At 58.6% G+C, this 22,562-nt stretch carries 27 protein-coding genes and 2 tRNA genes; 12 read left to right on the top strand and 17 right to left on the bottom strand.

The annotated features are described in order from the left end of the window. The first annotated feature begins 203 nt into the window (after positions 1-203). The 5 genes from WKI41_RS20370 (at position 204) to WKI41_RS20350 (ending at position 3,299) form a co-directional block, all read left to right on the top strand. Positions 204-407 (top strand): hypothetical protein, encoded by a 204-nt coding sequence (locus WKI41_RS20370; RefSeq protein ID WP_340195259.1) that lies wholly within the window; start codon positions 204-206, stop codon positions 405-407. Continuing rightward, positions 382-651: a hypothetical protein gene (locus WKI41_RS20365; protein ID WP_340195258.1), complete on the top strand. Its 270-nt coding sequence runs from the start codon at positions 382-384 to the stop codon at positions 649-651. Before WKI41_RS20370 ends, WKI41_RS20365 begins: the two co-directional genes overlap by 26 nt. A gap of 652 nt (positions 652-1,303) precedes the next feature. After that, positions 1,304-1,705: a hypothetical protein gene (locus WKI41_RS20360; RefSeq protein WP_340195257.1), complete on the top strand. Its 402-nt coding sequence runs from the start codon at positions 1,304-1,306 to the stop codon at positions 1,703-1,705. A 377-nt stretch (positions 1,706-2,082) separates the two neighbouring features. Further along, entirely contained in the window at positions 2,083-2,382 is a 300-nt protein-coding gene (locus tag WKI41_RS20355) for a hypothetical protein (RefSeq protein WP_340195256.1), read from the top strand. A 314-nt stretch (positions 2,383-2,696) separates the two neighbouring features. Beyond that, on the top strand, positions 2,697-3,299 hold the full coding sequence (locus tag WKI41_RS20350) for a J domain-containing protein (RefSeq protein ID WP_340195496.1): 603 nt from the start codon (positions 2,697-2,699) through the stop codon (positions 3,297-3,299). A 122-nt stretch (positions 3,300-3,421) separates the two neighbouring features. Here the strand turns inward: WKI41_RS20350 and WKI41_RS20345 are convergent, their stop codons facing one another. Further along, a complete protein-coding gene (locus tag WKI41_RS20345) occupies positions 3,422-4,051 on the bottom strand; it encodes a DUF922 domain-containing Zn-dependent protease (RefSeq protein WP_340195255.1) in 630 nt (209 codons plus the stop codon). Between WKI41_RS20345 and WKI41_RS20340 the strand changes: the two genes are divergently transcribed. Then, positions 4,050-4,259, top strand: coding sequence for a hypothetical protein (locus WKI41_RS20340; protein ID WP_340195254.1), 210 nt, complete (start codon positions 4,050-4,052; stop codon positions 4,257-4,259). The two genes, WKI41_RS20345 and WKI41_RS20340, sit on opposite strands and share 2 nt — an antisense overlap. A 146-nt stretch (positions 4,260-4,405) precedes the next feature. Here WKI41_RS20340 and WKI41_RS20335 read toward each other — a convergent pair whose 3' ends face one another. The 3 genes from WKI41_RS20335 to uvrB form a co-directional block, all read right to left on the bottom strand. After that, on the bottom strand, positions 4,406-4,882 hold the full coding sequence (locus WKI41_RS20335; RefSeq protein WP_340195253.1) for a PRC-barrel domain-containing protein: 477 nt from the start codon (positions 4,880-4,882) through the stop codon (positions 4,406-4,408). 114 nt (positions 4,883-4,996) lie between these two features. After that, positions 4,997-5,920, bottom strand: a complete 924-nt coding sequence (locus WKI41_RS20330) for an alpha/beta hydrolase (protein WP_425341081.1) — start codon at positions 5,918-5,920, stop codon at positions 4,997-4,999. Positions 5,921-6,161: 241 nt separating this feature from the next. Then, positions 6,162-9,170: an excinuclease ABC subunit UvrB gene (gene uvrB, locus WKI41_RS20325; RefSeq protein ID WP_340195251.1), complete on the bottom strand. Its 3,009-nt coding sequence runs from the start codon at positions 9,168-9,170 to the stop codon at positions 6,162-6,164. Here uvrB and WKI41_RS20320 point away from each other — a divergent pair. Then, complete coding sequence (locus WKI41_RS20320; protein WP_340195250.1) at positions 9,158-9,442, top strand: hypothetical protein; 285 nt, start codon at positions 9,158-9,160, stop codon at positions 9,440-9,442. The genes uvrB and WKI41_RS20320 overlap by 13 nt on opposite strands. Next, positions 9,439-9,903 carry a GNAT family N-acetyltransferase gene (locus WKI41_RS20315; protein WP_340195249.1) on the top strand — a complete coding sequence of 155 codons (465 nt, stop codon included), beginning with the start codon at positions 9,439-9,441 and terminating at the stop codon, positions 9,901-9,903. Before WKI41_RS20320 ends, WKI41_RS20315 begins: the two co-directional genes overlap by 4 nt. 37 nt (positions 9,904-9,940) lie before the next feature. Here WKI41_RS20315 and WKI41_RS20310 read toward each other — a convergent pair whose 3' ends face one another. The 3 genes from WKI41_RS20310 to WKI41_RS20300 all read right to left on the bottom strand — a co-directional run bounded on the left by WKI41_RS20310 (position 9,941) and on the right by WKI41_RS20300 (position 12,507). Next, positions 9,941-11,383: a PepSY-associated TM helix domain-containing protein gene (locus WKI41_RS20310; RefSeq protein ID WP_340195248.1), complete on the bottom strand. Its 1,443-nt coding sequence runs from the start codon at positions 11,381-11,383 to the stop codon at positions 9,941-9,943. Positions 11,384-11,572: 189 nt separating this feature from the next. Next, positions 11,573-11,956 (bottom strand): DUF2946 domain-containing protein, encoded by a 384-nt coding sequence (locus tag WKI41_RS20305; RefSeq protein ID WP_340195247.1) that lies wholly within the window; start codon positions 11,954-11,956, stop codon positions 11,573-11,575. 101 nt (positions 11,957-12,057) lie between these two features. Next, positions 12,058-12,507 (bottom strand): GNAT family N-acetyltransferase, encoded by a 450-nt coding sequence (locus WKI41_RS20300; RefSeq protein WP_340195246.1) that lies wholly within the window; start codon positions 12,505-12,507, stop codon positions 12,058-12,060. Positions 12,508-12,773: 266 nt separating this feature from the next. Here WKI41_RS20300 and WKI41_RS20295 point away from each other — a divergent pair, with 266 nt between their 5' ends. Then, entirely contained in the window at positions 12,774-14,351 is a 1,578-nt protein-coding gene (locus WKI41_RS20295) for a DUF1800 domain-containing protein (RefSeq protein WP_340195245.1), read from the top strand. A gap of 3 nt (positions 14,352-14,354) precedes the next feature. Continuing rightward, a complete protein-coding gene (locus WKI41_RS20290) occupies positions 14,355-15,536 on the top strand; it encodes a DUF1501 domain-containing protein (protein ID WP_340195244.1) in 1,182 nt (393 codons plus the stop codon). A 43-nt stretch (positions 15,537-15,579) separates the two neighbouring features. Here WKI41_RS20290 and mntR read toward each other — a convergent pair whose 3' ends face one another. The 4 genes from mntR to WKI41_RS20270 form a co-directional block, all read right to left on the bottom strand. Continuing rightward, positions 15,580-16,029: a manganese-binding transcriptional regulator MntR gene (gene mntR, locus WKI41_RS20285; protein ID WP_340195243.1), complete on the bottom strand. Its 450-nt coding sequence runs from the start codon at positions 16,027-16,029 to the stop codon at positions 15,580-15,582. A 30-nt stretch (positions 16,030-16,059) separates the two neighbouring features. Next, on the bottom strand, positions 16,060-17,364 hold the full coding sequence (locus WKI41_RS20280; RefSeq protein WP_340195242.1) for an Nramp family divalent metal transporter: 1,305 nt from the start codon (positions 17,362-17,364) through the stop codon (positions 16,060-16,062). Between the two features lie 218 nt (positions 17,365-17,582). After that, a complete protein-coding gene (locus WKI41_RS20275; protein ID WP_340195241.1) occupies positions 17,583-17,993 on the bottom strand; it encodes an acyl-CoA thioesterase in 411 nt (136 codons plus the stop codon). A 63-nt stretch (positions 17,994-18,056) separates the two neighbouring features. Continuing rightward, a complete protein-coding gene (locus WKI41_RS20270) occupies positions 18,057-18,938 on the bottom strand; it encodes a TrmH family RNA methyltransferase (RefSeq protein WP_340195240.1) in 882 nt (293 codons plus the stop codon). A 223-nt stretch (positions 18,939-19,161) separates the two neighbouring features. Between WKI41_RS20270 and WKI41_RS20265 the strand changes: the two genes are divergently transcribed. Both WKI41_RS20265 and WKI41_RS20260 read left to right on the top strand, forming a co-directional pair. Next, positions 19,162-19,246, top strand: a tRNA-Tyr gene (locus WKI41_RS20265). Between the two features lie 25 nt (positions 19,247-19,271). Next, positions 19,272-19,345: transfer RNA gene (locus WKI41_RS20260), tRNA-Gly, on the top strand. Between the two features lie 139 nt (positions 19,346-19,484). On the opposite strand, the gene WKI41_RS20255 is transcribed toward WKI41_RS20260, so the two are convergent. From WKI41_RS20255 to WKI41_RS20230, 6 genes are all read right to left on the bottom strand, one after another. Then, on the bottom strand, positions 19,485-20,045 hold the full coding sequence (locus tag WKI41_RS20255) for an STM3941 family protein (protein ID WP_340195239.1): 561 nt from the start codon (positions 20,043-20,045) through the stop codon (positions 19,485-19,487). Then, the gene (locus WKI41_RS20250; RefSeq protein WP_340195238.1) at positions 20,042-20,407 is read right to left on the bottom strand and encodes a hypothetical protein; all 366 of its coding nucleotides are present in this window, start codon (positions 20,405-20,407) and stop codon (positions 20,042-20,044) included. Before WKI41_RS20250 ends, WKI41_RS20255 begins: the two co-directional genes overlap by 4 nt. Beyond that, the gene (locus WKI41_RS20245; protein ID WP_340195237.1) at positions 20,404-21,060 is read right to left on the bottom strand and encodes a hypothetical protein; all 657 of its coding nucleotides are present in this window, start codon (positions 21,058-21,060) and stop codon (positions 20,404-20,406) included. The genes WKI41_RS20250 and WKI41_RS20245 overlap by 4 nt, the downstream gene beginning before the upstream one ends. A gap of 26 nt (positions 21,061-21,086) precedes the next feature. After that, on the bottom strand, positions 21,087-21,455 hold the full coding sequence (locus WKI41_RS20240; RefSeq protein WP_340195236.1) for a hypothetical protein: 369 nt from the start codon (positions 21,453-21,455) through the stop codon (positions 21,087-21,089). Positions 21,456-21,465: 10 nt separating this feature from the next. Continuing rightward, a complete protein-coding gene (locus WKI41_RS20235) occupies positions 21,466-21,972 on the bottom strand; it encodes a hypothetical protein (protein WP_340195235.1) in 507 nt (168 codons plus the stop codon). A gap of 249 nt (positions 21,973-22,221) precedes the next feature. Continuing rightward, positions 22,222-22,344, bottom strand: a complete 123-nt coding sequence (locus tag WKI41_RS20230) for a hypothetical protein (RefSeq protein ID WP_340195234.1) — start codon at positions 22,342-22,344, stop codon at positions 22,222-22,224. Positions 22,345-22,562: the final 218 nt, after the last annotated feature.

Below are 22,562 nucleotides of genomic sequence, written 5' to 3'. Positions count from 1 at the left end.
CTCCGTTTGAACTGGGAGGAACAATCGATGGAGCGAGGAGTGCGGCATGAACCAGCTTGATCTAGTCCAGTGGGCCGAGGATCGACCGAGCGCGAAGGTCATCGACATCATGTCGGCGGTCATCAAAGCATATGTGTGCAGCCTTATCCCTTCCCATGAAAAGACGGCGAACGCATATCGCTGCAGTCAAGGAGGAAGGTGGCATGAGTTTGATGGTTGTTGTGCGCGGAGCAGGCGGTGGCACTGGTTACTTCGTTGTTGAACAGCCCGACGACGTAACAATCGCGAGGCCATTCAACACCCATCGCGCAGCTTGGCGGTGGATCGACCGGCACGAAGGACGCCCCGTCTCTCGCAGCAAATCTCTCGGGATATTCATTCGTGAAAGCAATGGAGGCGTTGCATGAGAAATCATCTACATCCATGCGGCGCGGCATCGTGCATGGCGGCAAGGTGCTGGCTCCAATGCTGGGAAGCGAGCTCATCCGTCCCGGTGGCGCTTGCTCGTATGCGGAGGTGTGTGACCGGACAAAAAGAGGCTGGGCCAGGAAGCACGGCATCGGCTGGCAGGCTGGCAAGAGCGGCACGCTGAAGACATCTCTTTCCGCGCTCCTGATGGTGGTGGACGATCAGCTTGAGACGCTTGTGTAGGTGACTGGGATCATCCAGTCGTCAAGTTCTACATCCGCCGTGCCGTCAGACTTCAGGAAGAAGTGAAGGTTCTTAGAGAGCTGAACCGGAGGCGCTCAGTTCTCGCTGAAATGCGTTCGAAAGATTCTCAGAGATGAACTTGTTCAGGGCGTTTTGCTACTGTTCATAAAAACTAGTGTAGTATTCTGGCGCATTTAGGGAGTCCGATCATGGTCATTCGCAATAAGCGGCTTTTCACGGCAGTTGTCTTGCCTGCCCTCGTCCTTCAGCCTCTAATCGGTAGCGCACAAGAGTTCGAATTTAGCTTCGGTCGAGATCGACGCGGGGAGGAGGAGTATGGGGGCGGGTGCAGTCCACGACAAGCGCTCAGAGTAGCACGCCGTATAGGCGTTAAAGACGCGCAGATTTCGTCCATCACGGGACGACAAATTATTATCGATGGCTACGGGTGGGAGAATGAGTATGTTCAGCTTTATCTAGCGAATCGATCTGGCTGCCCTCGGATAAGATAGGCGCGCAGTGGTTTTGATTTAGGCGTCCGATGGGCGCCTTTTTCTCGCCGGCTGATAGAAACTTCCGCAAAGTTCCAAATCCTTCAAAAGACGCTCGATAGGCTATCGTGGTCTTATGGTTCTCAACAAAGGAGAACCGAATGAGCAAGCGAGCCGCCAGACTGGATGCTCGAATTTCCGAGACGTTCGCAGGTGACGAAACCTCCCAAGCAATTGCCGTTCTGCTTCAGGAAGTCCAGCAGGCCAGCACTGACGTCGGGGCCACCGGCGAGGCCTCTGAGCAGCGCGTGCTTAATCCCCGCTTGCGTCCCGCTGAAGTCGATGCCACCCGCAAGGGAATGGAAGAGGCTAATTTCCGGAGCAGCGTCTGGACGCTGCAGTCAAGCAGCTTACCGATCTTCTCAGCAACGCAAAGCGCCGAGAAGCCCCGCCGAGCGAGCCGTAGAATACAAAGTTGCCAAGGCCTAACGCGACGAGTTGGTGAAGGATCTCGCGGCCTACAAAGCACGCCGCTGCCGTTCTGCCGTTGCTTGATCGTTTAATCCGCAACAATGACCGGATCCAGAAGGCGAACGTCGGGCGATCGTCTGCGACATGGCCCTGCTCTGCACAGATGGGTGCCATCCCGCCAGACTTCAAAGTTTCCGCGGTTAAGCAAAAGAACCTGCAAGGGCTTTGCCAGGTCTGGAGGCCGGATTTCGACGCCGGCCGAGTAACCAAGATTATATATTCGTACACATGGGACGGTGGCACCGATGCCTATTCCGTGGTGCCTGGGGATTGCAAATAAGCGACAGAGCACGCCGTCCGCGAGTTCACGAAAGGGAGGCTGAAGTCGGCAATCTCTCACACGCCTCTGATAGGATGTTTCAATTGCAGCCATAGAATGGGCCTCGCTGTCGTCACCTGGAAGAAGAGAATGTTCGAAGTCGCTTTCGTGATCGTTTGGGGCCTGATTTACCTGGCCTGCTGGCTGCTGCCTTTTCAGCTGTCCACGCGTATCGCGATGCGCCCCTATGGGGGTTGGCTCCGTTTTCTCGTTGTTCTCCTGTGTTCGGTTCTGGCCGCAGCGATTTGTTTTGTCAGCACCATTACCGTATTCGCGTATGATATTGCTCCCGCCGGGACCTTCATGGAAACGCTGTTCATCGGCATCGGGCTTTCCATTTGGGCGACGATGCGCGGCGAAAAGCGTGTGCCTGCTGCTGTTTTCGAATGAGTGTCTGAAACTTGGCCTGTCAGACTTCATCAGGCATCGCCGTCCACATCGCTCTTGATATCTTTATTGCCGGGGCTTTCCACAATTTTGTCCCTCCTTCGCCTATCATGGTCACGCGCCGGACAAATTTGGGGGCGATTGGCTCCGGCGCGCGTTTCAGTTGCCACGCGCCCTACGGTGGATTTGGCGTTTTACGTTCAAAACTGCTGGCGAGGGGTGCCGTGGCTGGTGAAAATTGCGTATGATCCCGCCATCGCTTGTGCGTGGTATCACCCGCCAAGGCGGATTTCGGTAATGCGAGTACAGGTGTTTCGGTGATCGATCCTTATGTTTTGCTGGGTGTGGAGCGCGAGGCGGATGAGGCTGCGATCAAGGCTGCCTATCGCAAGGCGGCTAAGAATGCCCATCCGGACAGCGGCGGCGATGCCGACCAGTTCGCCAAGCTACAACTGGCCTACGAGCTGCTGAAGGATCCGGTGCGTCGCAAGGTGTTCGACGATACCGGTTACGATCCGCAGCTGGCCGATCCGAAGGATCTCAAGGGTCTCCTGATGCTAGAAACGCTGGTGAACGAGTTCGTTCTCGACGAGCGCGAGCCTGGCAGTTTCGATCCCGTCGCGGCGATGCGACGCAAGCTGACGGACGATATTCTCAAAAGCCGCTTTCACATTCTCGAGCTTGAGCGCCATCGCACCCGCGTGCGTAAGCACATGGACCGGCTTGGCATGAAGCCGGAAACCGATGTGCTGGGCTCCATGCTGCGGGCGCGCAGCCAGTCGTTGGCCGATGCGATCCGCAACGCGGAAAACCAGATCGAGGTCATCGAGCAGGCCTATACGATGCTGGAAGGCTATTCCTATGAGCTCGAGCGAGCGATTGCGGCAGAGCCCGTGTTGAAGGGCGAGGCGGCGGAGTAGGGCTGCCAACCGGCAGTACGCTTAGGGCGTCCCACGATCTTTCCGGGCTGCGCCCCTATCTTCAGCCGCTCGTCCTTCCGCATGTCCTGATCGCACCGCTTCGTGCTGCGACATGTATAATCTCAAGGGCCGTTCACCAAAGCCAGAATAAGTTGATGAACCGCGCCGCCATCGGTCAGTTCCTGGCGGTCGAAATCGCGTCCGCGCTGGCGTTGCTCGTCCGACAATTCCTTTAGTCGCTGCTGCAACACGGCGCGGACCTTCTGGCATTTCGGATCGTCTTCGGCCCGAAGGCCGACGCTATAGGCCTCGATCTTCCGCACCATGTCGAGAATATGCTCGCCATGCACCCGCTCATGCTTTTCCACACCGGCGATGAAGCGTTGCCAACTTGCAGCCACGTCTGGCGGCAGTTTCCCCGGCGCTTTCGGCCAGGTGTAGATGATCGTGAGGTTCGGCCGCGCCGTCGCAAGCACGCACGCGCCGTCTGCCTGCGGGCGGTACTCGCGCCGCCATGTCAGCTTGAACGTCGTGTGTGCCACCGCCTGGACACCTGCCTGCGGCCCCCGTTCGCCGATTGAGCGATAAAGCTCGATGCCGGAATTGCCCGAGATCGCATAGGTCTTGATCTGCTCCGAAGGCTTCCAACTCCCGCTCTGGGCTTCGGCGGTGAGCGGTATCAGAAGAGCGGCGAGAAAGCCGGCTACGGCGGCGTTAAAGCGGAAAGCGGGCAACGGGGAAGTCCTGTTCATGATGCGCCGGACGATAGGCGAATTCGAGGCTGGCGGGCAAGCAACCTTTCGGGTCTTCCTAAAGCTTTTCGCGATCTCTCAGACCCGTTCGTACGCTTTAGGTGCCGATTATCGTATGTCGTTCTTGCAGGAACGCTGCGCGCTTTTGCGCGACATGCTTTGGGCCATCTCCGTGATGGAGCCGCCTGCCGACAAGATCGGCCAGTAGGGCATCTCGAGGTGGGGAGGCACGATGCTTATGGCGTCGGAGGAGCGCTTTCGGTGTGCCGACCGTCTTGCCTTCGACAAGAAAAAGGCCCCTGCACGTTAAGCGCAGAGGCCTTTGATCAATCGCCCGAGGGCGCGTGCGATCAATCAATCGTCGAGCTTGTCGTAGTCCAGCTTCGGAGCGTTCTGAAGTGCTTCCTTGGTGGTGTCGACGTGAGCCTTCCACGTGCCATTGTCGTTGTTGATGGCAACGGAGGTCGGGTCGAGAACGACATAGCTCTCATTGATGCCGAGGAAGCCGCCGACGCTAGCGACAATACCGATGACAGCCTTGCCATCGCCGATCACGACGTCTTCGATCTCACCGATCTCTTCGTTCTGAGCATTGTAGATGTTCACGCCTTCGAGCTGATCAGCGGTCAGGTCGGTCTTCTGCACGTTGACGAACTTCAGCGGGCCAGCTGGCTTGGTGCCCATGGTGAAGCCAGGACCAGACATCATCGCATCAGAGCCAGAAGCGGCTGGTGCAGGCGCTGCCGGAGCGGCAGGTGCAGCGGTCTGGGCAAAAGCGACAGAGGAGGTCAGGGCTGCAACAGCAGCCAGTGCGAAAACCTTGTTTTTCATGAATGTTTCTTCCCTTTTGTATGCTGAACGTTTCGTTCGGGGGAAGAACGGGTGGGGGGTGGATTTGGTTCCTGGGAGAAGTAAAACTCTTCGTGTTGTCCCTGACTGTAATTATTACTCGGTCTTGCTGCCTTCTGGTTGGGCAGATTTGTCCCACTCGCCATCCACAAACTTCAACGCATCGACAATAGACACCTTCCACAACGACCAAACATGGTCCCCGTCGGTAATACGCAATTCCGACTTGCGGTTGTCGGTCTGTAGCGTTTCGTGCAAGGCGACGGCGCCGCGCCAGAGGAAGAAGCCGTCGTCGTCTCCAACGGTCAGGTAGGTGGCGGGGAGGTCCTGGGATTCGGCGATATGCTGGGCTACGAGGGTGAAGACGTTCTTTTCGTTGAAGAGCCTCGCGTCGAAAGGTGTGCCGAAGGCGCCGGAGAAGTGGTCGCCGGTGGAGGGCAGGACGATGCCGCTGGTGATGGTGGCGCGATCGACGCGGTGGAAGAAGGCGCTGTCCTGGATAAGTTTCAGCTCCGCTGGTGTCTTGTCGAGATCGGAGGCCGGGACGTTCTGCCAGATGGCGCCGGAGAGGCTCGCGACGGCGGCGTAGAGGTCTTCGTGGGCGTAGGCCAGATGCAGCGCGCCGAAGCCGCCCATGGAAAGGCCCGCAATGGCGCGGCCCTGCCTGTCCTTGCGCACCGGCAGCGTCTTTTCGACATGGACGCGCAGATCGCCGGTGATGGCGGCTTCATAATCGCCGGGGCCATCGACGGCGGCGGAATCGACATACCAGCTATTCTTCACGCCAGGCATGACGACGACCAGCGGGCGGATCGTGCCAGCGGCGATCATACCGTCCAGCGTCTTTTCGATATCGCCGAGGTCGCGCCAGCTATTCTGATCGCCATCATGGCCATGCAGCAGGTAGAGAACCGGCCAGCCATTTTCCGGCGGCTCGCCATCCGGGCGATAGATATTCACGGGAAGATTCGCGTTCAATGCGTTGCTGTGAAAGGTGGCGTCGCTGATTGTGCCAGACATAGCGGATGACGTAAGGCAGGCTAGTGTCAGTGCCGAAAAAGCAAGTGTGTGCAGCCGCATATCGCTTCACCTTCCGTTTCATTGCGCGCAACGGGAATGCCGTCGCGCGTCTGAATGTTCCCGAAAGACGTTGCGTTGGTGGCTACAGCATAGGCCTGAACATCGGATTCGATTTCCAGGCCGATGCGTCGATTTAAAGAAGGTAGAGCGTTTTTATGCATCTGAAAAGACGCCCGGCGCTCTATCGTCCTGGTCTGCCCGTCTTGCCCTTGGTCCGTCCTTTGCGCTTCTGTTCACCCGGATCCTCGTAGGAGCCGACGCCGACCTTACCGCGCTTCAGAGGGCGAGGATCGTCCTTGCCGCCATTTGCTGGTTCCGGCAGGCCCTCCAGCAGTGGAGAGAAACGCTTGCCGGGCTGGGTCGCAGGCTTTTCTGGCGCTGCGCCGCGGACGGGTTTTTCAGTGCGACCGACGGTCATTTCATCCAGCGTGTTCTTGCGGAAGAGGGGCTTGGCGGTGTCGGTACCGGGGCCCATGTCGTCCAGCGAGGGTTTGGCGAAGAGGGACGTGCCGTCGGCGTTTGAGGCGTCACCCCGCTCTGTTCTGCCGGACCTCTCCTCAAGGGGAGAGGTCGCCTCGCGGTTGCCGCCCGATCCGGTCTTTCTGGCTTTGCTCGAGGCTTCTTTTCCTCTCATGCCTTCGGCACTCGACGCCTCCTGCTTGGCAATTGGATCATCCATCGCCGCAAGCTCGACGGCTTTGAGGCGCTTGATTTCGTCGCGCAGGCGGGCAGCCTTCTCGAAGTCGAGATCGGCCGCGGCGTCGCGCATCTGTTTTTCCATGGCGTTGAGATGCGCCTGCAGATTGTTGCCGACGAGGTGGCCGCCATCGGCGAAGCCCTTGCCTGAAACGCCGGAAATATCGGCCCTTACGTGGTCGCGTTCATAAACTGAATCAAGAATATCGGAGATCTTCGCCTTGACCGATTCAGGCGTGATTCCGTGCTCTTCATTATAGGCCACCTGCTTTTCGCGACGGCGGCTGGTCTCTTCCATCGCCCGCTTCATCGAGCCGGTGATGTTGTCCGCGTAAAGGATGACCTTGCCATCGACGTTACGTGCAGCGCGACCGATGGTCTGGATGAGCGACGTTTCAGAGCGCAGGAAGCCTTCCTTGTCCGCATCCAGAATCGCGACGAAGCCGCATTCGGGAATGTCGAGACCTTCGCGCAGCAGGTTGATGCCGACCAGAACGTCGAACGCGCCGAGACGCAAATCGCGGATGATTTCGATGCGTTCCAGCGTGTCGATATCCGAGTGCATGTAGCGCACTCGAACGCCCTGTTCGTGCAGATATTCCGTCAGGTCTTCGGCCATGCGCTTTGTCAGCACGGTGCAGAGCGTGCGATAACCTTTGGCTGCAGTCTCGCGGATTTCACCCAGAACATCGTCCACCTGGGATCGCGCGGAGCGCACTTCCACCGGAGGATCGATGAGGCCCGTCGGGCGAATAACCTGTTCGGCGAAGACGCCGCCCGCCTGTTCCATTTCCCAGCCGCCGGGTGTTGCCGACACGGCCACGGTTTGAGGACGCATGGCGTCCCACTCCTCGAAGCGCAGAGGACGATTGTCCATGCAGGAGGGCAGGCGGAAGCCATATTCGGCCAGCGTCGCCTTGCGGCGGAAGTCGCCACGATACATGCCGCCGATCTGCGGAATGGTGACGTGGGATTCGTCGATGAAGATCAGCGCGTTATCTGGAATATATTCGAACAGCGTTGGCGGCGGTTCGCCGGGCGTGCGGCCGGTCAGATAACGCGAATAGTTTTCGATGCCGTTACAGGAGCCAGTGGCTTCCATCATTTCGATGTCATAGCGAGTGCGCTGCTCCAGGCGCTGGGCTTCCAGCAGGCGGCCGGCACTTTCCAGCTCTGCCAGACGATGCTTCAACTCTTCCTTGATCGCCTTGATCGCGCCGTTCAGCGTAGGGCGCGGGGTCACATAGTGCGAGTTTGCGTAGATCTTGACCGATTGCAGGTCGCCGGTCTTCTGGCCGGTCAGCGGGTCGAATTCGGTGATGCTCTCAATCTCGTCGCCCCACATCGAAATGCGCCAGGCGGCATCTTCCAAGTGGGCAGGGAAAAGCTCGATCGTATCGCCGCGCACGCGGAAAGAGCCGCGCTGGAAATCCATGTCGCGGCGCTTGTATTGCTGGGCCACGAGGTCGGCCAGCAGCTGGCGCTGGTCGAGCTTATCGCCCACCTGCATCTGGAAGGTCATGGCGGTGTAGGTTTCCACCGAACCGATACCGTAGATGCAGGAAACGGAAGCGACGATAATGCAGTCGTCACGCTCTAGGATCGCGCGGGTTGCGGCATGGCGCATCCGGTCGATCTGCTCGTTGATCGAAGATTCTTTCTCGATGAAAGTGTCCGAGCGCGGCACATAGGCTTCCGGCTGGTAGTAGTCGTAGTAAGAGACGAAATACTCCACCGCGTTGTTGGGGAAGAAGTTCTTGAATTCGGAATAGAGCTGAGCGGCCAGCGTCTTGTTGGGGGCCAGGATAACCGCCGGGCGGTTGGTGGCCTCAATGACCTTTGCCATGGTGAAGGTCTTGCCCGAGCCGGTAACGCCGAGAAGCACCTGGGACCGGTCACCGGAATTGATGCCTTCCACCAGATCGGCAATCGCGGTTGGCTGGTCGCCGGAGGGCTTGTAGTCCGTCACCATTTCGATAGCAATGCCGCCTTCGGATTTCGGCGGGCGCGCAGGCCGGTGAGGCGTCCACAGCTTACCGTCCTTGAACAGCGGATTGCCGCTTTCAATGAGCTTCGAGAGTGCATCCACCGTGGCGGTTACCGCACCGGGCGCCAGTGAAGCGGCGTCTTCCAATGATATGTCCATGCCCGCGACCGGATTGAGACCGGCTGCCGCTCGAGTTTTCGGATCGGATGAGCCGCCGATCGAAACACCGCGTGACGTCTTGGAGGCCGTCGGCGTCTTGCTCGCCTTGGCGGCTGCTTTTTCCGCTTCCTTGCGCGCTTCGATCTCGATCTTCTTGCGGTGCTTGCCCGCCTTGGAGGCGACTTCGCGCTGCGTCTCGACGGAGGTCGCTTCGGCTTCCGCCTCCAGCTGCTTCACCCAGTCGGCAACAGAGCCGGAGAGGGGAGCACCTTCGAAGGAAGCCTGAGGCATCTCCTCGAAACCATTGGAGGGGGAGCTTTCGGAGGATTTTTTGGGTGATCTGGCCATGCGAGGAATATGGAGAGCTTGAGGTGCAAAGGGAAGAGGCGAGCGCTAAAAAACGAGTACAAAAAGGCAACGGTTTTGTTGGAACAAGAGGCTATCCGCCGCGTTCTTATCGTCATTTTTTAGCCCGCTTCGAAAAGCAGTTCTGGTCGGGCTCAAATTCTTCGCGTGTGGGTTACGAAGTAGTGGACAAAACGATATTGGTTCTCGTCATCGGCACTAGACGGCTGATCAAGGTCTGGCTTGAACCTTTCAGACAAGAGGTAGTGTCATGATTACGCGCCCCGCAACAGCAGACGATGCGCAAGGTATGGCCGCGGTGCAGAACGAAATCTTCGCGGGGGGGCTGCGAAACACCCCGACGGATGTCGAGGTTGTCACGATGAACTATATCTCGGACCCGGCCCGAATCGCTTGCACGGTTGCCGTCGATGAGGATGGGCGCATTCTTGGCTTTCAGTCGCTGAAGCTCGCCACCGCTGCCGGCAATCCCTACGGTGTGGCGGAAGGCTGGGGCATTATCGGCACGCATGTCAGTCCATACGCTGCACGAAAAGGCGTCGGCAAGGCGCTGTTTAAGGTCACGCTCGAAGCCGCTAAAGCCTTCGGTCTAAAAGATATCGACGCCAGTATTGGCGCCGATAATGACATGGGACAGGCTTATTACGAAGCCATCGGATTTCGGACCTATCGCACGACGGACGATCGGGTCTGCAAGGCCTATCGACTCGGCTGAGGCTGAAGGACCGTCCCCTGAGCCGGTTTCGTTCAGATCATGAAGCGGTATTGCGCCGTTGCCCGATTTTCTGGATGGCCAGATCGAGAATCAGCATGACGATCAGGCTTGCACCGACGAGTGGGAAGATGACCCCACCTACTGCGAGGATTGCGGCCAGTCCGTAAAGCGTACGTCTGTTTTGCGGCATAGGCGGAACGCCGAGTGAGCCTTTCGGGCGACGCTTCCACCACATGACGCCGCCCGACACGGCAAGCAGAATGATGGCGAGGCAGGCAAGCGCCAGCACGATCTGGTTGGCAAGACCGAATTGCTGGCCCATATGTACATTGATGCCCCATTCCAGACCGCGGCCGAGCGGACCGTAATCGGCGTAGCTCATGTCGATCAGCGGCTTGCCGGTATATTGATCCAGATGGATGACCCGCTGTCTGGACAGATCGTCGGGGTAAACGGAGCCGCTATAGACGCCCTGCGGCTTTGTCGGGAGCGCCACCGTATAAGCGGCTGCGAGGCCAAGCTCATTGAAGCGAGCGACCGCCTTGTCGATGCCGATGGGGGCTGGCATGTCACCGCCATGGTCGTGGTTCATTGCCATGTGGTTCATGGGCATAGAGGGCGCGGGCTCCGTGTGCTGGCCATGATCGTGACCTTCGGAGGTCGGTATCCTTGCCTGCTCCAGCGACCATGAGGTTTTCGAAACATCGTTGAGCCTATCGCCCGACATCGGGATGTCTACGCGCACCCCTGCCGGATAACCGAAATTGTTGCCATTGGCCCATTCATTGACCTTGCCGCCCCAAACGCCGGACCAGGGCATGCCGGTGATGGCAAGGAAGACGATGAAGGCGCCGACGAAGATGCCGGTTACGGCATGCATATCCCGCCAAAAGACACGCTTCTTCGGCGTGCCGCGAACGGAAACCACGCCGCCGGTCTGGCTGCGCGGCCACCAGAGATAGATGCCGGTCGCCACCAGCAGAATCGACCAGCCGGCGGCAATCTCGATCAGGTAGCGGGCATAGGTGCCGAAATATTTGAGGCTGTGAAGCGTGCGGATTGTCCACATGACGGTGCCCCGGTCGGGTAGGGAGCCGAGGACTTGCCCGGTGTAGCCATTCACATAGACGGCGCGTTTGCCCTCCGGGGTGCTGATCGTCACTTCAGTCGAGGCGCCTGCGTCGGCGGGGCGGGTGAGCTTGACCGCGGTGCCGGGCACGGCAGCCACGGCGTTGGCAATGATGGTGGACGGGGAGACAGTGGCGGTGGTGTCTGCCACCTCTATCCGCTTGAGGTTGGAATGGATGGCGTTATCCAGCTCATCCTTGAAGAGATAGAGCCCACCGGTGATGGCAAGGCTGATCATGAAGGGCAGGACGAAAAGACCGGCGTAAAAATGCCAGCGCCAGACGGCGCGATAGAGATTGAGCGATGACTGCGCGCTCACGCGTTCACCCACAGAGGTGGTGCTGATCGACATTATTGGCTCCGCAAAACGATGCAGGCGGTCGCAATTATTCCGTCGGCGACGTGCCCGCTGGGATTTCAACGCGGGTCGGATCGCGGATCGCCTTGAGGGTTCAAGGCTATTTTTGCGCGATAGGCCCGTAACCAGCCAAGAAGCTGATTGTTCTCGGCGCATTCCTCTATTGCAGAGATGCGCCCTGGATCATGCGTGAAAGGGATTTGGTGGTCCGCGCGGCTGCTGCTCGCGCGTGGGCGGCGCAGAGATTTTGTTTTCGCTCCAACGCCAGAAAGTGACGTGGACGTGTGGAACGACCCGCCCGGCAATTTCGGTCGGACTTGCCAGCAACGCGGTGAAGGACGCGGAGGCAAGACGGCAGAGTGTGCCACAGCAGCTATTGGCGAGCTTTTCCACAGGCGACTGCTTCTGCATGCCGCCACCGCGCATATTAGCCGCGCAGATGATGTCATCGGCTGCAAGGGCCGTGGCCGCCATGCTGCCGTGAGCCACGCCATTCGCAAGGCCTTGCAGCAGAAAAAGCAGCAGGGCCAGCACTGCGACAGCGCCAGCCGAACTGCGATCCTGCATGATCCTGCGAATAAGCTTCATGGACAATGAAGTGGCACAGTTTAGCCACGATGTCACTGCGACAAAGGCGGCGCAGGAGGACCTGCGCCACGATCGACGATCTAAACTTCACTGCTCATGCGGATGATCGGGAAGGGTAGACCCTCGTCATCCACAGAGTGGCGCGAGACGTCGTGAAAGCCGTGGTGATGATAGAAGCGGTGCGCGGCTTGGTTATCGACGTAGACTGTAAGAGACAGGTTCCCCTTCAAGCGAAAGGCATGGGCGAGCAACGCAGCGCCGATGCCCTTGCCCTGATAGTGAGGGGAGACGAAGAGCCCGCCGATGAAATTGTCAATCAGGCCAATGAAGCCGACGGGTGTCTCATCGACACAGGCCACCCATGTTTCCGCCTGGGGCAAGTAGGTGGCTTGGACGAGCGCCCGTTGTTGTGACAACCGCTCTTCTCCGAGAAAGGCGTGCGCCTGGACGGATGCCTCGTACCAGATTGAGGAAAGCGGTGTGTTATCCGCAGGCCGGTAGCGGCGGATTTCGAATGGATCGTTTTTCATGATTGTTCCGTAGCGGATATACGTAAAGTCGAGCCGGCTCGCGATCGAACCAGCCATAAGACCGCGGGGGCGGTGCGGATTTAACCTCTGCGCATAAAACTCCTTCTACGTTTCGTTCGAGGGTAGGCCTCTGCCTCGGCGAAGGCAAGCGTCCCGAGCGCGGATTACAAATTGTCCATGTCGGCAAAATGCCGCCGTTCTGCACGTTTTTTGTCGGAATTGGCTGGAATTCTCCCCGCTATCGATAGTTGGCAGGAGTGGCAGGCATGGCTCCGTTTTCTCCAACGATGGCGGCGATCCGCTATGGTTACGGTCTTGCACCGGACCAGATACTCAGCCGCAATCCTGACGATCTGCTGGTGCAGCTCGTGGATGCGCCCTTGAAAGACAGCTTCTTTCCCATTGGCGGCGCCTTCGATGCGCGGCAGCGGGCTGACGATCTCGCCAAGGGGTTTGAGGCGCTGAAGATCGCCAAGAAAGAGAGTGATGCCGAGACTGATCGCGCGGCGCGCCAGCAATTGCAGCGGAAGGCCGAGCAGAGCTTCCAGCGCGATAGTCTTGCCCGGGTGCTTCAGGCGGCCTTCTCGCCTTACGGTTTTCATGAGCGGCTGGCCGCTTTCTGGTTCGACCATTTCTCCGTCAACGGACACAAATCGTTTCCGATGCGGATGATCACGCCACTCTATGAAGTGGAGGCCATTCGTCCGCATCTTGCGGGATCGTTTCGCGATCTGTTGCAGGCGTCAGTGCTGCATCCGGCGATGCTGATCTATCTCGATCAGGCGCAGTCGACAGGCCCGCAATCGGCAGCGGCGAAGAACCGCAAAAAGGGCTTGAATGAAAATCTCGGGCGCGAGTTGATCGAGTTGCACACGATGGGTGCCGGCAGCGGCTATACCCAGACCGATGTCCGATCCGCAGCACTGGTTCTGACCGGCATGACTGTGGATGATCGCTACGAGATGCTGTTTCGTCCCGGCATGGCAGAGCCGGGCGAGATGAAGGTATTGGGCGTCAAATATGGTGGCGAGCCGCGCTCTGCCGATGACTGTCTTGTCATGCTGGACGATCTGGCAAGCCGGACGGAGACGGCGCAGCACATCTGCCGCAAACTTGTGACCCACTTTATCGCCGACGATCCGCCGCCGGACGTGATCACAGCCATGGTGAGAGAATGGAAGGCGAGCGGCGGACATCTGGCCAAGGTTTACGCCGCAATGCTCAACCATCCGCGCGCATGGCAGGAGCCTGGCGCCAAGATGAAGCTGCCATTCGACTATGTCGTCTCCGGCCTCCGCGCCTTTGGAATCACCCGGAAAAACTGGCGCGAACGAATGTCTCCGGATGGTGATGATAGCTATACGCCGTTCGATACGCCGATCGCGGCCGCAGCCCAGCAGGCGCTGACGGGTGGTGGCGATGAAATGGCCCCGGCGACGTCCGGAGACCCCGGGCAGATGGCGATCGACAAGACTGCTACGGACATGAAGGCTGCCTTTCCATCCAATCCTGCTCAACTGCCAAAGCCAAAAGCGAGTCTTGCCCGGACGCTGACAGTCGCAGCCCTTCGGCGCATGGGGCAGCCGGTTTGGCAGCCGCCGAGCCCGGCCGGTTTCGAGGAGGGCGTGGCCTCATGGCTTTCGCCGAGCCAGATGAGCGAGCGTATCCTGTGGGCACGCAAGGCATCCGGCACGCTCGGAAAGGACATCGAGCCGAAGAAGCTGCTTGAAGTGTCGCTGGCCGATCAGGCGCGCGACGACACAATCCGTGTGGTGGGCCAGGCGCCGAACCGGGTCAGCGGTCTGACGCTGGCGCTGTCGTCACCAGAATTCAACAGGAGATAGGACATGGCCTTCTCTCAGGATATGATGTTGAGCCGCCGCAGCTTCTTGATGACGGCTTGCTGTGCGGCGGCGGTACCGGCTTTCTCCCCAGTCAGCTTCGCTGCGATGCCGGGGGAAAACCGTTTCGTCACGATCGTTCTGCGCGGGGCGATGGATGGGCTCGATCTGGTGCAGCCCTATGGCGAACGTGCCTTCGCTCAGTTTCGCCCGACATTGGCGCTGACACCCGATACGGGACTGATCGATCTGGATGGGCATTTTGGTCTGAACCCTGCGGCTGAGGCGCTGATGCCGATGTGGCAGGCGAAGGAATTGGCTTTCGTCCATGCGGTTTCGACACCCTATCGCGATCAGCGCAGCCATTTCGATGGTCAGGACATGTTGGAAAGCGGTGCGGAGGCGGTGCATGGCGAGCGCACGGGCTGGCTGAACCGGGCGCTTTCCGCCATCCCGCGCTCACAGGATCGCAAGGCCATCGATATCAACACGTCGATGGAGCTCATTCTATCTGGTCCGAATGAGGCGGATGTCTGGGCCTCGAGTTCCAACATGACGATGGCGGCGGATGAAGTCGGTTTCTTCAAGCGGCTTTATGCCAATGACGCCGAGTTCAGCCGCGTGCTCGCCGAGGCGCTGCGCACCGACATGGCGGCCGAGCAGCTCTTTCAAGATGAAAAGCGCGGGCAGGGTATTCGCGATATCGCAAAACTTGCGGGCGGCATGCTGCGCGAAGACTACCGTATCGCCAGCTTCTCCGTCGATGGCTGGGATACGCATGCGGGCCAGAAGGCCCAGTTTGCCCGCACCGTGAAAGATCTGACCATTGCGTTGACGACGCTGAAAGATGCGGTGGGATCCGAGGTCTGGAAGAAGACGATGGTGTTGGCGATGACCGAGTTCGGCCGCACCGCCAGGGAGAATGGCACGGGCGGTACGGACCATGGCACGGGCGGCGTCACTATTCTCGCCGGTGGGGGGATTCAGGGTGGTCGTGTGCTGGGCAAATGGCCGGGTCTGGGTGACGGCAAGCTACTGGACGACCGAGACCTGATGCCGACCGGCGATGTGCGCGAGATCGCAGCCGCCATGCTCTACCGACAGTTCGATGTTGGTAGTGAAGCGCTGACCAATGGAATTTTTCCGGGACTGTCCTTCGACAGATCGTCGACGTATCTCAAGATTTGAATCGCCTGCGAGCAATACATCTCTGTGCGGAACAGGTGTTGACCTAGCCGTCTTTCAGAAAGCGCTGGAAAGCTTTCAGCGTTTCTTCGCTGACATGGTGCTCGATCCCTTCGGCATCGGCCCGTGCCGTGTCCGGATCTACGCCGAGACGACATAGAAAGGCTTCGACGATTTCGTGGCGCCGTCTCGTCTGCGCGGCCAATTGCTGACCTTCGTATGTGAGGAAAACGCCGCGATAGCGTTTTTGCGTAATCAGTCCTTCTTCAGCGAGACGCTTTAGCATCTTGGCGACTGTCGGCTGCTTGACGCCCAGGCGCTGTGCAATATCGATCTGACGTGCTTCCCCCAAATGCTCGATCAGGTCAGCAATCAGCTCGACATAATCTTCCACAAGTTCACTGCGCCTTGCGTCGCGACTTTTCTGGAAAACTTCGGCATGCGTTTCGACTTCGGTCGAAGACAATCGGCTTTCGTTGGATGTGGGCTGCTTCATCGGTCCGAGACTCCTGATCAGATCGGATGTTCATCCCAGTCCCGGCACGGGAATGCCGAAGGTTTGAAGCAACAGCACCCCGTTGAGGGCGAGAATGACGACGGTGCCAACGATCGCCGTCACGTCGATCAGTCGCTTGTTGGCGAAGCTGCCCATGATCGCGGGGTTGCGTGTGAACATGACCAGCGCAATCATCGGGATCGGAAGAGCAAAGGACAGGACGACCTGGCTGTAGACCAGTGCATCGGTGGTGTTGACGCCCATCAGCACGACAACGAATGCTGGTAGCATGGTGACGAGGCGGCGCAGCCAGATCGGAATATGGAAACCGACGAAACCCTGCATGATCATCTGCCCCGCCATGGTGCCAACGGCGGAGGACGACATGCCTGAAGCCATCAGCGAAATCAGAAAGACCGTTGCCGCAGCACCACCCAACAACGGTGTCAGCGTGTGATAGGCTGTCTCGATCTCGGCGACATCCGTATGGCCGGCATGGAAAGCCGCCGCAGCCATGGTCACCATCGCCATGTTGACCAGCCCCGCGACGGCAAGGGCGATGACGCATTCCCAATTGGAGAATCGCAGGAGCTTTTTTCGCTCGGCGTCATTGCGAGCGCTGGCACGATGCTGTGTGAGGCCCGAATGCAAATAGAGCGCATGTGGCATGACCGTCGCCCCGATAATGCCGACCGAAATCGTCAGCGCGGTGGCATCCGGCATGGAGGGAGTGATCACGCCAAGACCGGCTGCACCCCAGTCAACCGGCGCGATGAACATCTCGATGACATAGCAGATTCCAATGATGGAGACCAAAGCCCCAATGACGAGTTCCATGGGCCGAAAACCGCGACCCTCAAAGAGAAGTATTCCGTAGGTCACCACAGCGGTGACTGCCATGCCCGCGAGCAGCGGCATGCCGAAGAGCAGAGACAGACCGATGGCACCGCCGAGGAACTCAGCAAGATCGGTTGCCATAGCGGCGATCTCGCTGACGATCCACATCACGATCCTGACTGGGGTGGAAAATTGATCGTGGCACATCTCCGCCAGATTGCGACCGGTGACAATGCCGAGTTTGGCCGAGAGGGCCTGGAACATCATGGCAATCAGATTTGCCATCAGCACGACCCACAAGAGCGAATAGCCATAGCCGGAGCCAGCCTGGATATTCGTCGCGAAATTGCCGGGGTCCATATAGGCGATCGAGGCTATGACGGCCGGTCCTGCAAAGAGAAGCAGCGAGCCCAAGCCTCGCCTCTGGCCGTTCAAGACCTCTCTTATTTGTGCATCGGTGCGTTCCGACAGCGTCGGCCGCGTCACAGTGTCCGTCATCGCGCTCTCCATGTCGCTGCACTGCAACATAGCAAAGGCTAAGTCTCTGTCAACGAGCTATGATTGGGAGATGAGGCATGATGAGGACGCCATCCTTCCAGCCCCGAAACCGAGTTCTGGAAGGGCGGATGCAATTCCGAAAGTTTTGTCACAGGGATGTAAGAGATCGAAAACGTTGACGGCTCTGTCTGAATTCGATCAAGGCAGTCACCTGCGGCTCAGACGTCGATCGTTTCGATCGGGGTCTGCGGCGGGAGCGGCGTCGGCGTGCCGTTTTCGTCCATGGCCACCATGATGAAGGTGCCCGCCGTGACTTTCTCCAGCTTGTCGTAACGCGAGCGTTGTGCCCAGGCTTCGACGCAAAGGGTGATCGAGGTTCTCCCCGTGCGGGTAATGTCGGTATAGATGGACAGCGTGTCGCCGATTTTAACCGGAAGCTCGAAGGCCATCTCCTTTACCGCTGCCGTCACCACGCGACAGCGCGCCCGTTCTGCAGCGCGTATACCGCTTGCCAAGTCCATCTGAGACATGACCCAGCCGCCAAAAATATCACCTGCCGGATTGGCATCGGCTGGCATGGCCAGCGTGCGAAGCGTCAGTTCACCGGTAGGCTTCGGGGCTTGGTTCATTGCTGTTGTCTCTCCATTAGCGGTTCGCGGTATAACGAGTCCGGGTAATTTTTATGCGGAAGGTTATGCCTTCGCCAAAAACTGCCGTGTTGCATAAAGTGCGATGGCGGCTGCATTCGAAACGTTGAGCGATTTGATTTCGCCCGGCATGTCGAGGCGCGCCAGATGCGTCACGGTTTCGCGCGTCTTCTGGCGCAGGCCCTTGCCTTCGGCGCCCAGAACCAAGGCGATCTTGTCGCCGCTAAAGGTCTGCTCGATGGGGGCGGGGCCTTCCGAGTCGAGGCCGATGGAAGTGAAGCCGAGTTTATGGAGTTCGCCCAGCACATCCGCCAGATTGGTGATCTGGATATAGGGGATCATTTCCAGTGCGCCAGATGCGGACTTTGCCAGCACGCCAGATTCGGTCGGGCTGTGGCGCATGGTGGTGATCAGGGCGCCCGAGTTGAAGGCGACGGCCGAGCGCATGATGGCGCCGACATTGTGCGGGTCGGTCACCTGATCGAGAACCAGAATCAAAGGGCTATCCTTCAAGGCCGAAAGCTTGCGGACCGGCAACGGCCTGGTTTCCAGCATCACGCCCTGGTGGATGGCGTCGGGCCCAAGAACCTTGTCGATGTCCTGGGGGGCAACCATTTCGACCGGAAAAGACTGGGCAGCAGCTTCACCGATTTCCAGGCGCGCGAATGCGTTTTGCGTCACAGACAGCTTGATGATCTGCCGTTCCTTGTTGGCCAGCGCGGCGCGCACCGTGTGCAGGCCATAAAGATAGACCTGGTCGGCGCCAAGCTGCGGCGGCTTCCAGTCATCGGCGCCTTTGTTACGGCGCTTCTGTTGAGGCGGTGTGGGGATTTCACCGCGTTCGCGCTTACCGTCGCGCACGGCGCGTCGAAGGTTGGCATAGTGCGTATCGCGGGTGGATTTGTCTTTGGGATCGTCTTTGCTCATGTCGCCTTATATCGCCGCCGCGTCATCAGCACCAGTCCCCACCGCAACGGCCTGCGCCATCCACAGGGCTTTGACACTGCTCGAATTTTTTCCTGAATTTTCGACATGCATCGTGTTGACAGAACGATGAAGGGCCGTCATATACGCGGCCACAGACGACGAACGGCGCAGCGCCGAACGGACATCTGGACTAAGCTTGGTCGCTTGATCCTCGCAGAATACTGGAGGGATGCCCGAGTGGTTAAAGGGGACGGACTGTAAATCCGTTGGCTCAGCCTACGTTGGTTCAAATCCAACTCCCTCCACCATTCTGCACGGATCAAAATCACCACCGCGGGTATAGCTCAATGGTAGAGCAGCAGCCTTCCAAGCTGAATACGCGGGTTCGATTCCCGCTACCCGCTCCAAACACTTTCCCTCGACATATTCTTCTTTCGGTGTTCGACGTTTCCCGTCAGAGAGTTCTTTGACTCGATCCTACGTTTTTACATTTTGTCACCGTGATTCCCTCGTTTTGAAATGAGATGGCCGGCCAAGTTCGTCGAATTACAACCGCGGATCGCGATTTCGTTGGGTTCGGCGGGCCAGTCGCGGGTCGCTCGGCAAGGGTGGTTTCGGTGCCAACCGGCCGAAGGCGGTGACGATCTCATCAAACGAACTGTTCAATGCTCCAGAGGGAATGGAGATGTGGCCTTGGCCGAACCAGCCATTCGCCCATTGCGTCCATCCCGCAGCAGTGGAGGAGGGGTAGCGATGAGGGTCGCGTAGCCAGACGGTGATGTACCGTGTGCCGAGGTATGAGACCTGTTTCCAGCGTTCGACAGCCTCCCACGGAATCTGTCGGGGTGACCAGCCGCGCCACATGAAGCCATGCTCGTTAATTTCCAGCGTTGGCCCGCATGTAAAGAGACGATGCAGCGGGCCGACGAGGATCAAGGCGAAGATGCCGATCATGGTGGCGAACAACAGCCTGATGCCGATGGGATATGTGGAGTTGACGACCAGCGTCCAAGTCAGTCCTGTCAAAAAGGGGGTGACAGCGGCGATCGACACCAGGGCTTGCTTCTTCGATGCCCATGTCTGGAAGACTGGCAAGACCTTGCTCATGGGGCAGACCATCCGCTTGCGGGAAGCACCATAATGCCGTGAACGGACGTGGCAGCTGACAGAAGCATAAGAAAGATGATTGCTGCCCATTGCAGCCTGTTTTCCAAGGCCGGGCGCTCGACAAGCACGCGACGACGAAATGCCCCGAGTGGATACTTCAATACTGTCGCTCCGCCGACTGCGACCACCACAGCCGCTGTGCCGATATTGCGAAGCATGTCTCTGTCCTCGGCAAAGCCCAACTGAAACAGAACAGACAGAAGCAGCATCATCAGCACCAGGCCGTAGCCGACAAAAATCTGGTGCCAGGCTATCCGATCCTGAACGGGAGTATCGGTTTCCGAAGCAGGGACTTGGCTCATCTTGGGCAAGTCTCTTTGAAGCTTTTGGTTTTCAGGCCATTGTCGATGCTGATCGTAGAGGCGCTGCGGCTTTTCTCGCCTGTTGGATTGTCACAGCCATCGAAGTAGACATTCTCCAGCGTCTTCTTGACCTTCGCGGTCTCACCGTCGCCAACGGCTACTACGTCGAGCGAGACGGTCGTCTGCCCCATATTCATGAAGCTGGCTTCGAGAAAAACTTCGTCGCGCCCATCGGCATCGACATCCGATGCGGCCACGAGGCGTTGGTACTGCACGTCACCCGGCAGCGATCGAACACCAATGGGTCGCTTGTCTTGCATGATAAGCAGGACCGGAGCGCCAGAGGACGGGAAGGGCTCGATCGCGACCGCGGCCTTGTCCTGGATAAGAAGGACGCGTTCCTTTGCACCTGGCGCGGTGAAGGCGCCGGTTGCGTCACCGGCAATGGAGAATCCTTTTGCGAAACGCTTGGCGATTTCCTTCGGTGCTGTTTTCAGAGCCGCCTCGACATCTCTGCGCTGAGCTGCCGAATAGAACGGGCTGCCGGATCGAAACGCATCGTCGCGATAGTCAATGAGGACATCGCCAGCGGCGGGCAGAGCGATCGTGCCGAATGTCAGGGCAGCGATCCCGGTGAGAATGATGCGATGCATGAACGAACTCCCTTATAGAGGTGGCGTCACTGCCAAACGGTGGGATTGGCATTGAGAAGAACCCACCAAGCCAAAACTGCCGACACAAAAAGGATGCCGATATAGAGAAAACCGTGGGTCAACGGCCGCGAGCCTCTTAGCCTCATGTGGCGGTTGGCGATGCCGGCGATAATGAAAGACGGAGCCCATAGAACTGGCATGACGATGATAAGCGGCCAGACGAGAGACTGATCCCAAGAGGCCAGCGGCGGGTATCTAAACGCGAGGACGGGCGATACGAGATGGTAAACGAGTAACCCCAGCAGTCCCATCGACAGAAAAGCACCGACGGCGACCAGGACGGCCGCGAGGAGCGATATCCAGATGTCGGCGACATAGCGGAGCGCAGAGGACATCAGGCCGTCCTCACTGTACGGCAACGCGGGTGAGATAATCGCGCGCCCACGCGCCGTCTGCAGGCATGGGCAGAAAGCGCATGGTGATCTGCACGGTTGCGAGGTCCTTGCCGAGATCAATCACGCGCAGGAAGACGGTTTCCAGCTTGCCGGTCTGTGGATGGCGTGGGCAATCGAGACGAATGCCTTTTGCGCCTTTCTCCCCAAATGTCACATTGGTCAGGTTCGTCTTTGGGCATGTTGCTGAATAGCGCTTGGCGAATTCGTCAAGGTAGGCGTCCTCCGGCACTGTTCCGGGAGCCGTCTGAAGTGTCACCATGCGCGAAAAGTTTTGAACGGTCTCGCCGGATGGAACCAGCTCGACGAGAATCGCACGCCCTTGTCGCGCCTGATGCCCGACGACGAGGCCCTGTTCTGCCGGAAGAGCGATCTGCTTCTCGTCAACAGCGTCTTGCTGAGCTGCGGCTGGTGCTATCAGCAGTAGAGATGCAGCGATTATTGCTGTTGCAAGCCTCATTTCTTCAACCCTCCCTTGAATTTCACGTTCTGACGGAAATGTGAGGAGAATATGACTCGAAGTTGTTAGACCGCTACCAGAAGATCAAGGTTAAGCGGACGCGCGCTTAGAAGCAATACCGGAAGCTTTGCGGTGGGCGCGAGCATCGCAGCATTCCCCAAATGTAAAAAGCGCTCTTTCGAGCGCTTGAAGGGGGGGTGCCGGGGTGGGCTGCGGTCTTGCCAAAGGCCACAGCGTCTTCTTAAAGGTTCAGCTCGCAGTATAGTAGACGAACTGCGCAACGAATACGGCGAGCAGCATGAACGTAAGTGCTGCGCCGATCTTTAACTGTCGAGAGCGCCGCGTGCGGCCGCCGGACCAGTCATAGGCCATGGGTTCAGACATCCTTTTGGTTATTCGTTATGTCTAAAGTAGTGGTCTTCTATGCTTGCGTGAAGCTGACGGCAATCACCAGAAGGGACAGGCGAGTTCTTTGGCTTGTTTCGAGGTCGATTGACGCGGACGCGAAGAATCAATTCGGCGTTTGTTGCTGGTGTTTCTTTGTTCGATGGAGGTGGAAGCCCGAAAGATTCGTTCCGGGCTCCTCATGA

The organism is Agrobacterium larrymoorei (genome assembly GCF_037722385.1).
Taxonomy (GTDB): domain Bacteria; phylum Pseudomonadota; class Alphaproteobacteria; order Rhizobiales; family Rhizobiaceae; genus Agrobacterium; species Agrobacterium larrymoorei_C.
Note: the sequence above shows the minus strand (reverse complement) of the source record. Positions and strands in the feature narration are given on the sequence as shown.

What these genes read in the sequence shown, in the direction of transcription:
- WKI41_RS20275 (WP_340195241.1), bottom strand. Translation starts at nt 17,993, where the DNA reads ATGAACCAAGCCCCGAAGCCTACCGGTGAACTGACGCTTCGCACGCTG.
- WKI41_RS20370 (WP_340195259.1), top strand. Translation starts at nt 204, where the DNA reads ATGAGTTTGATGGTTGTTGTGCGCGGAGCAGGCGGTGGCACTGGTTAC.
- WKI41_RS20295 (WP_340195245.1), top strand. Translation starts at nt 12,774, where the DNA reads ATGGCTCCGTTTTCTCCAACGATGGCGGCGATCCGCTATGGTTACGGT.
- WKI41_RS20345 (WP_340195255.1), bottom strand. Translation starts at nt 4,051, where the DNA reads ATGAACAGGACTTCCCCGTTGCCCGCTTTCCGCTTTAACGCCGCCGTA.
- WKI41_RS20310 (WP_340195248.1), bottom strand. Translation starts at nt 11,383, where the DNA reads ATGTCGATCAGCACCACCTCTGTGGGTGAACGCGTGAGCGCGCAGTCA.
- WKI41_RS20305 (WP_340195247.1), bottom strand. Translation starts at nt 11,956, where the DNA reads ATGCAGGATCGCAGTTCGGCTGGCGCTGTCGCAGTGCTGGCCCTGCTG.
- WKI41_RS20280 (WP_340195242.1), bottom strand. Translation starts at nt 17,364, where the DNA reads ATGACGGACACTGTGACGCGGCCGACGCTGTCGGAACGCACCGATGCA.
- WKI41_RS20335 (WP_340195253.1), bottom strand. Translation starts at nt 4,882, where the DNA reads ATGAAAAACAAGGTTTTCGCACTGGCTGCTGTTGCAGCCCTGACCTCC.
- WKI41_RS20270 (WP_340195240.1), bottom strand. Translation starts at nt 18,938, where the DNA reads ATGAGCAAAGACGATCCCAAAGACAAATCCACCCGCGATACGCACTAT.
- WKI41_RS20315 (WP_340195249.1), top strand. Translation starts at nt 9,439, where the DNA reads ATGATTACGCGCCCCGCAACAGCAGACGATGCGCAAGGTATGGCCGCG.
- WKI41_RS20290 (WP_340195244.1), top strand. Translation starts at nt 14,355, where the DNA reads ATGGCCTTCTCTCAGGATATGATGTTGAGCCGCCGCAGCTTCTTGATG.
- WKI41_RS20300 (WP_340195246.1), bottom strand. Translation starts at nt 12,507, where the DNA reads ATGAAAAACGATCCATTCGAAATCCGCCGCTACCGGCCTGCGGATAAC.
- WKI41_RS20235 (WP_340195235.1), bottom strand. Translation starts at nt 21,972, where the DNA reads ATGAGGCTTGCAACAGCAATAATCGCTGCATCTCTACTGCTGATAGCA.
- WKI41_RS20330 (WP_425341081.1), bottom strand. Translation starts at nt 5,920, where the DNA reads ATGTCTGGCACAATCAGCGACGCCACCTTTCACAGCAACGCATTGAAC.
- WKI41_RS20340 (WP_340195254.1), top strand. Translation starts at nt 4,050, where the DNA reads ATGATGCGCCGGACGATAGGCGAATTCGAGGCTGGCGGGCAAGCAACC.
- WKI41_RS20255 (WP_340195239.1), bottom strand. Translation starts at nt 20,045, where the DNA reads ATGAGCAAGGTCTTGCCAGTCTTCCAGACATGGGCATCGAAGAAGCAA.
- uvrB (WP_340195251.1), bottom strand. Translation starts at nt 9,170, where the DNA reads ATGGCCAGATCACCCAAAAAATCCTCCGAAAGCTCCCCCTCCAATGGT.
- mntR (WP_340195243.1), bottom strand. Translation starts at nt 16,029, where the DNA reads ATGAAGCAGCCCACATCCAACGAAAGCCGATTGTCTTCGACCGAAGTC.
- WKI41_RS20355 (WP_340195256.1), top strand. Translation starts at nt 2,083, where the DNA reads ATGTTCGAAGTCGCTTTCGTGATCGTTTGGGGCCTGATTTACCTGGCC.
- WKI41_RS20245 (WP_340195237.1), bottom strand. Translation starts at nt 21,060, where the DNA reads ATGCATCGCATCATTCTCACCGGGATCGCTGCCCTGACATTCGGCACG.
- WKI41_RS20240 (WP_340195236.1), bottom strand. Translation starts at nt 21,455, where the DNA reads ATGTCCTCTGCGCTCCGCTATGTCGCCGACATCTGGATATCGCTCCTC.
- WKI41_RS20230 (WP_340195234.1), bottom strand. Translation starts at nt 22,344, where the DNA reads ATGGCCTATGACTGGTCCGGCGGCCGCACGCGGCGCTCTCGACAGTTA.
- WKI41_RS20250 (WP_340195238.1), bottom strand. Translation starts at nt 20,407, where the DNA reads ATGAGCCAAGTCCCTGCTTCGGAAACCGATACTCCCGTTCAGGATCGG.
- WKI41_RS20360 (WP_340195257.1), top strand. Translation starts at nt 1,304, where the DNA reads ATGAGCAAGCGAGCCGCCAGACTGGATGCTCGAATTTCCGAGACGTTC.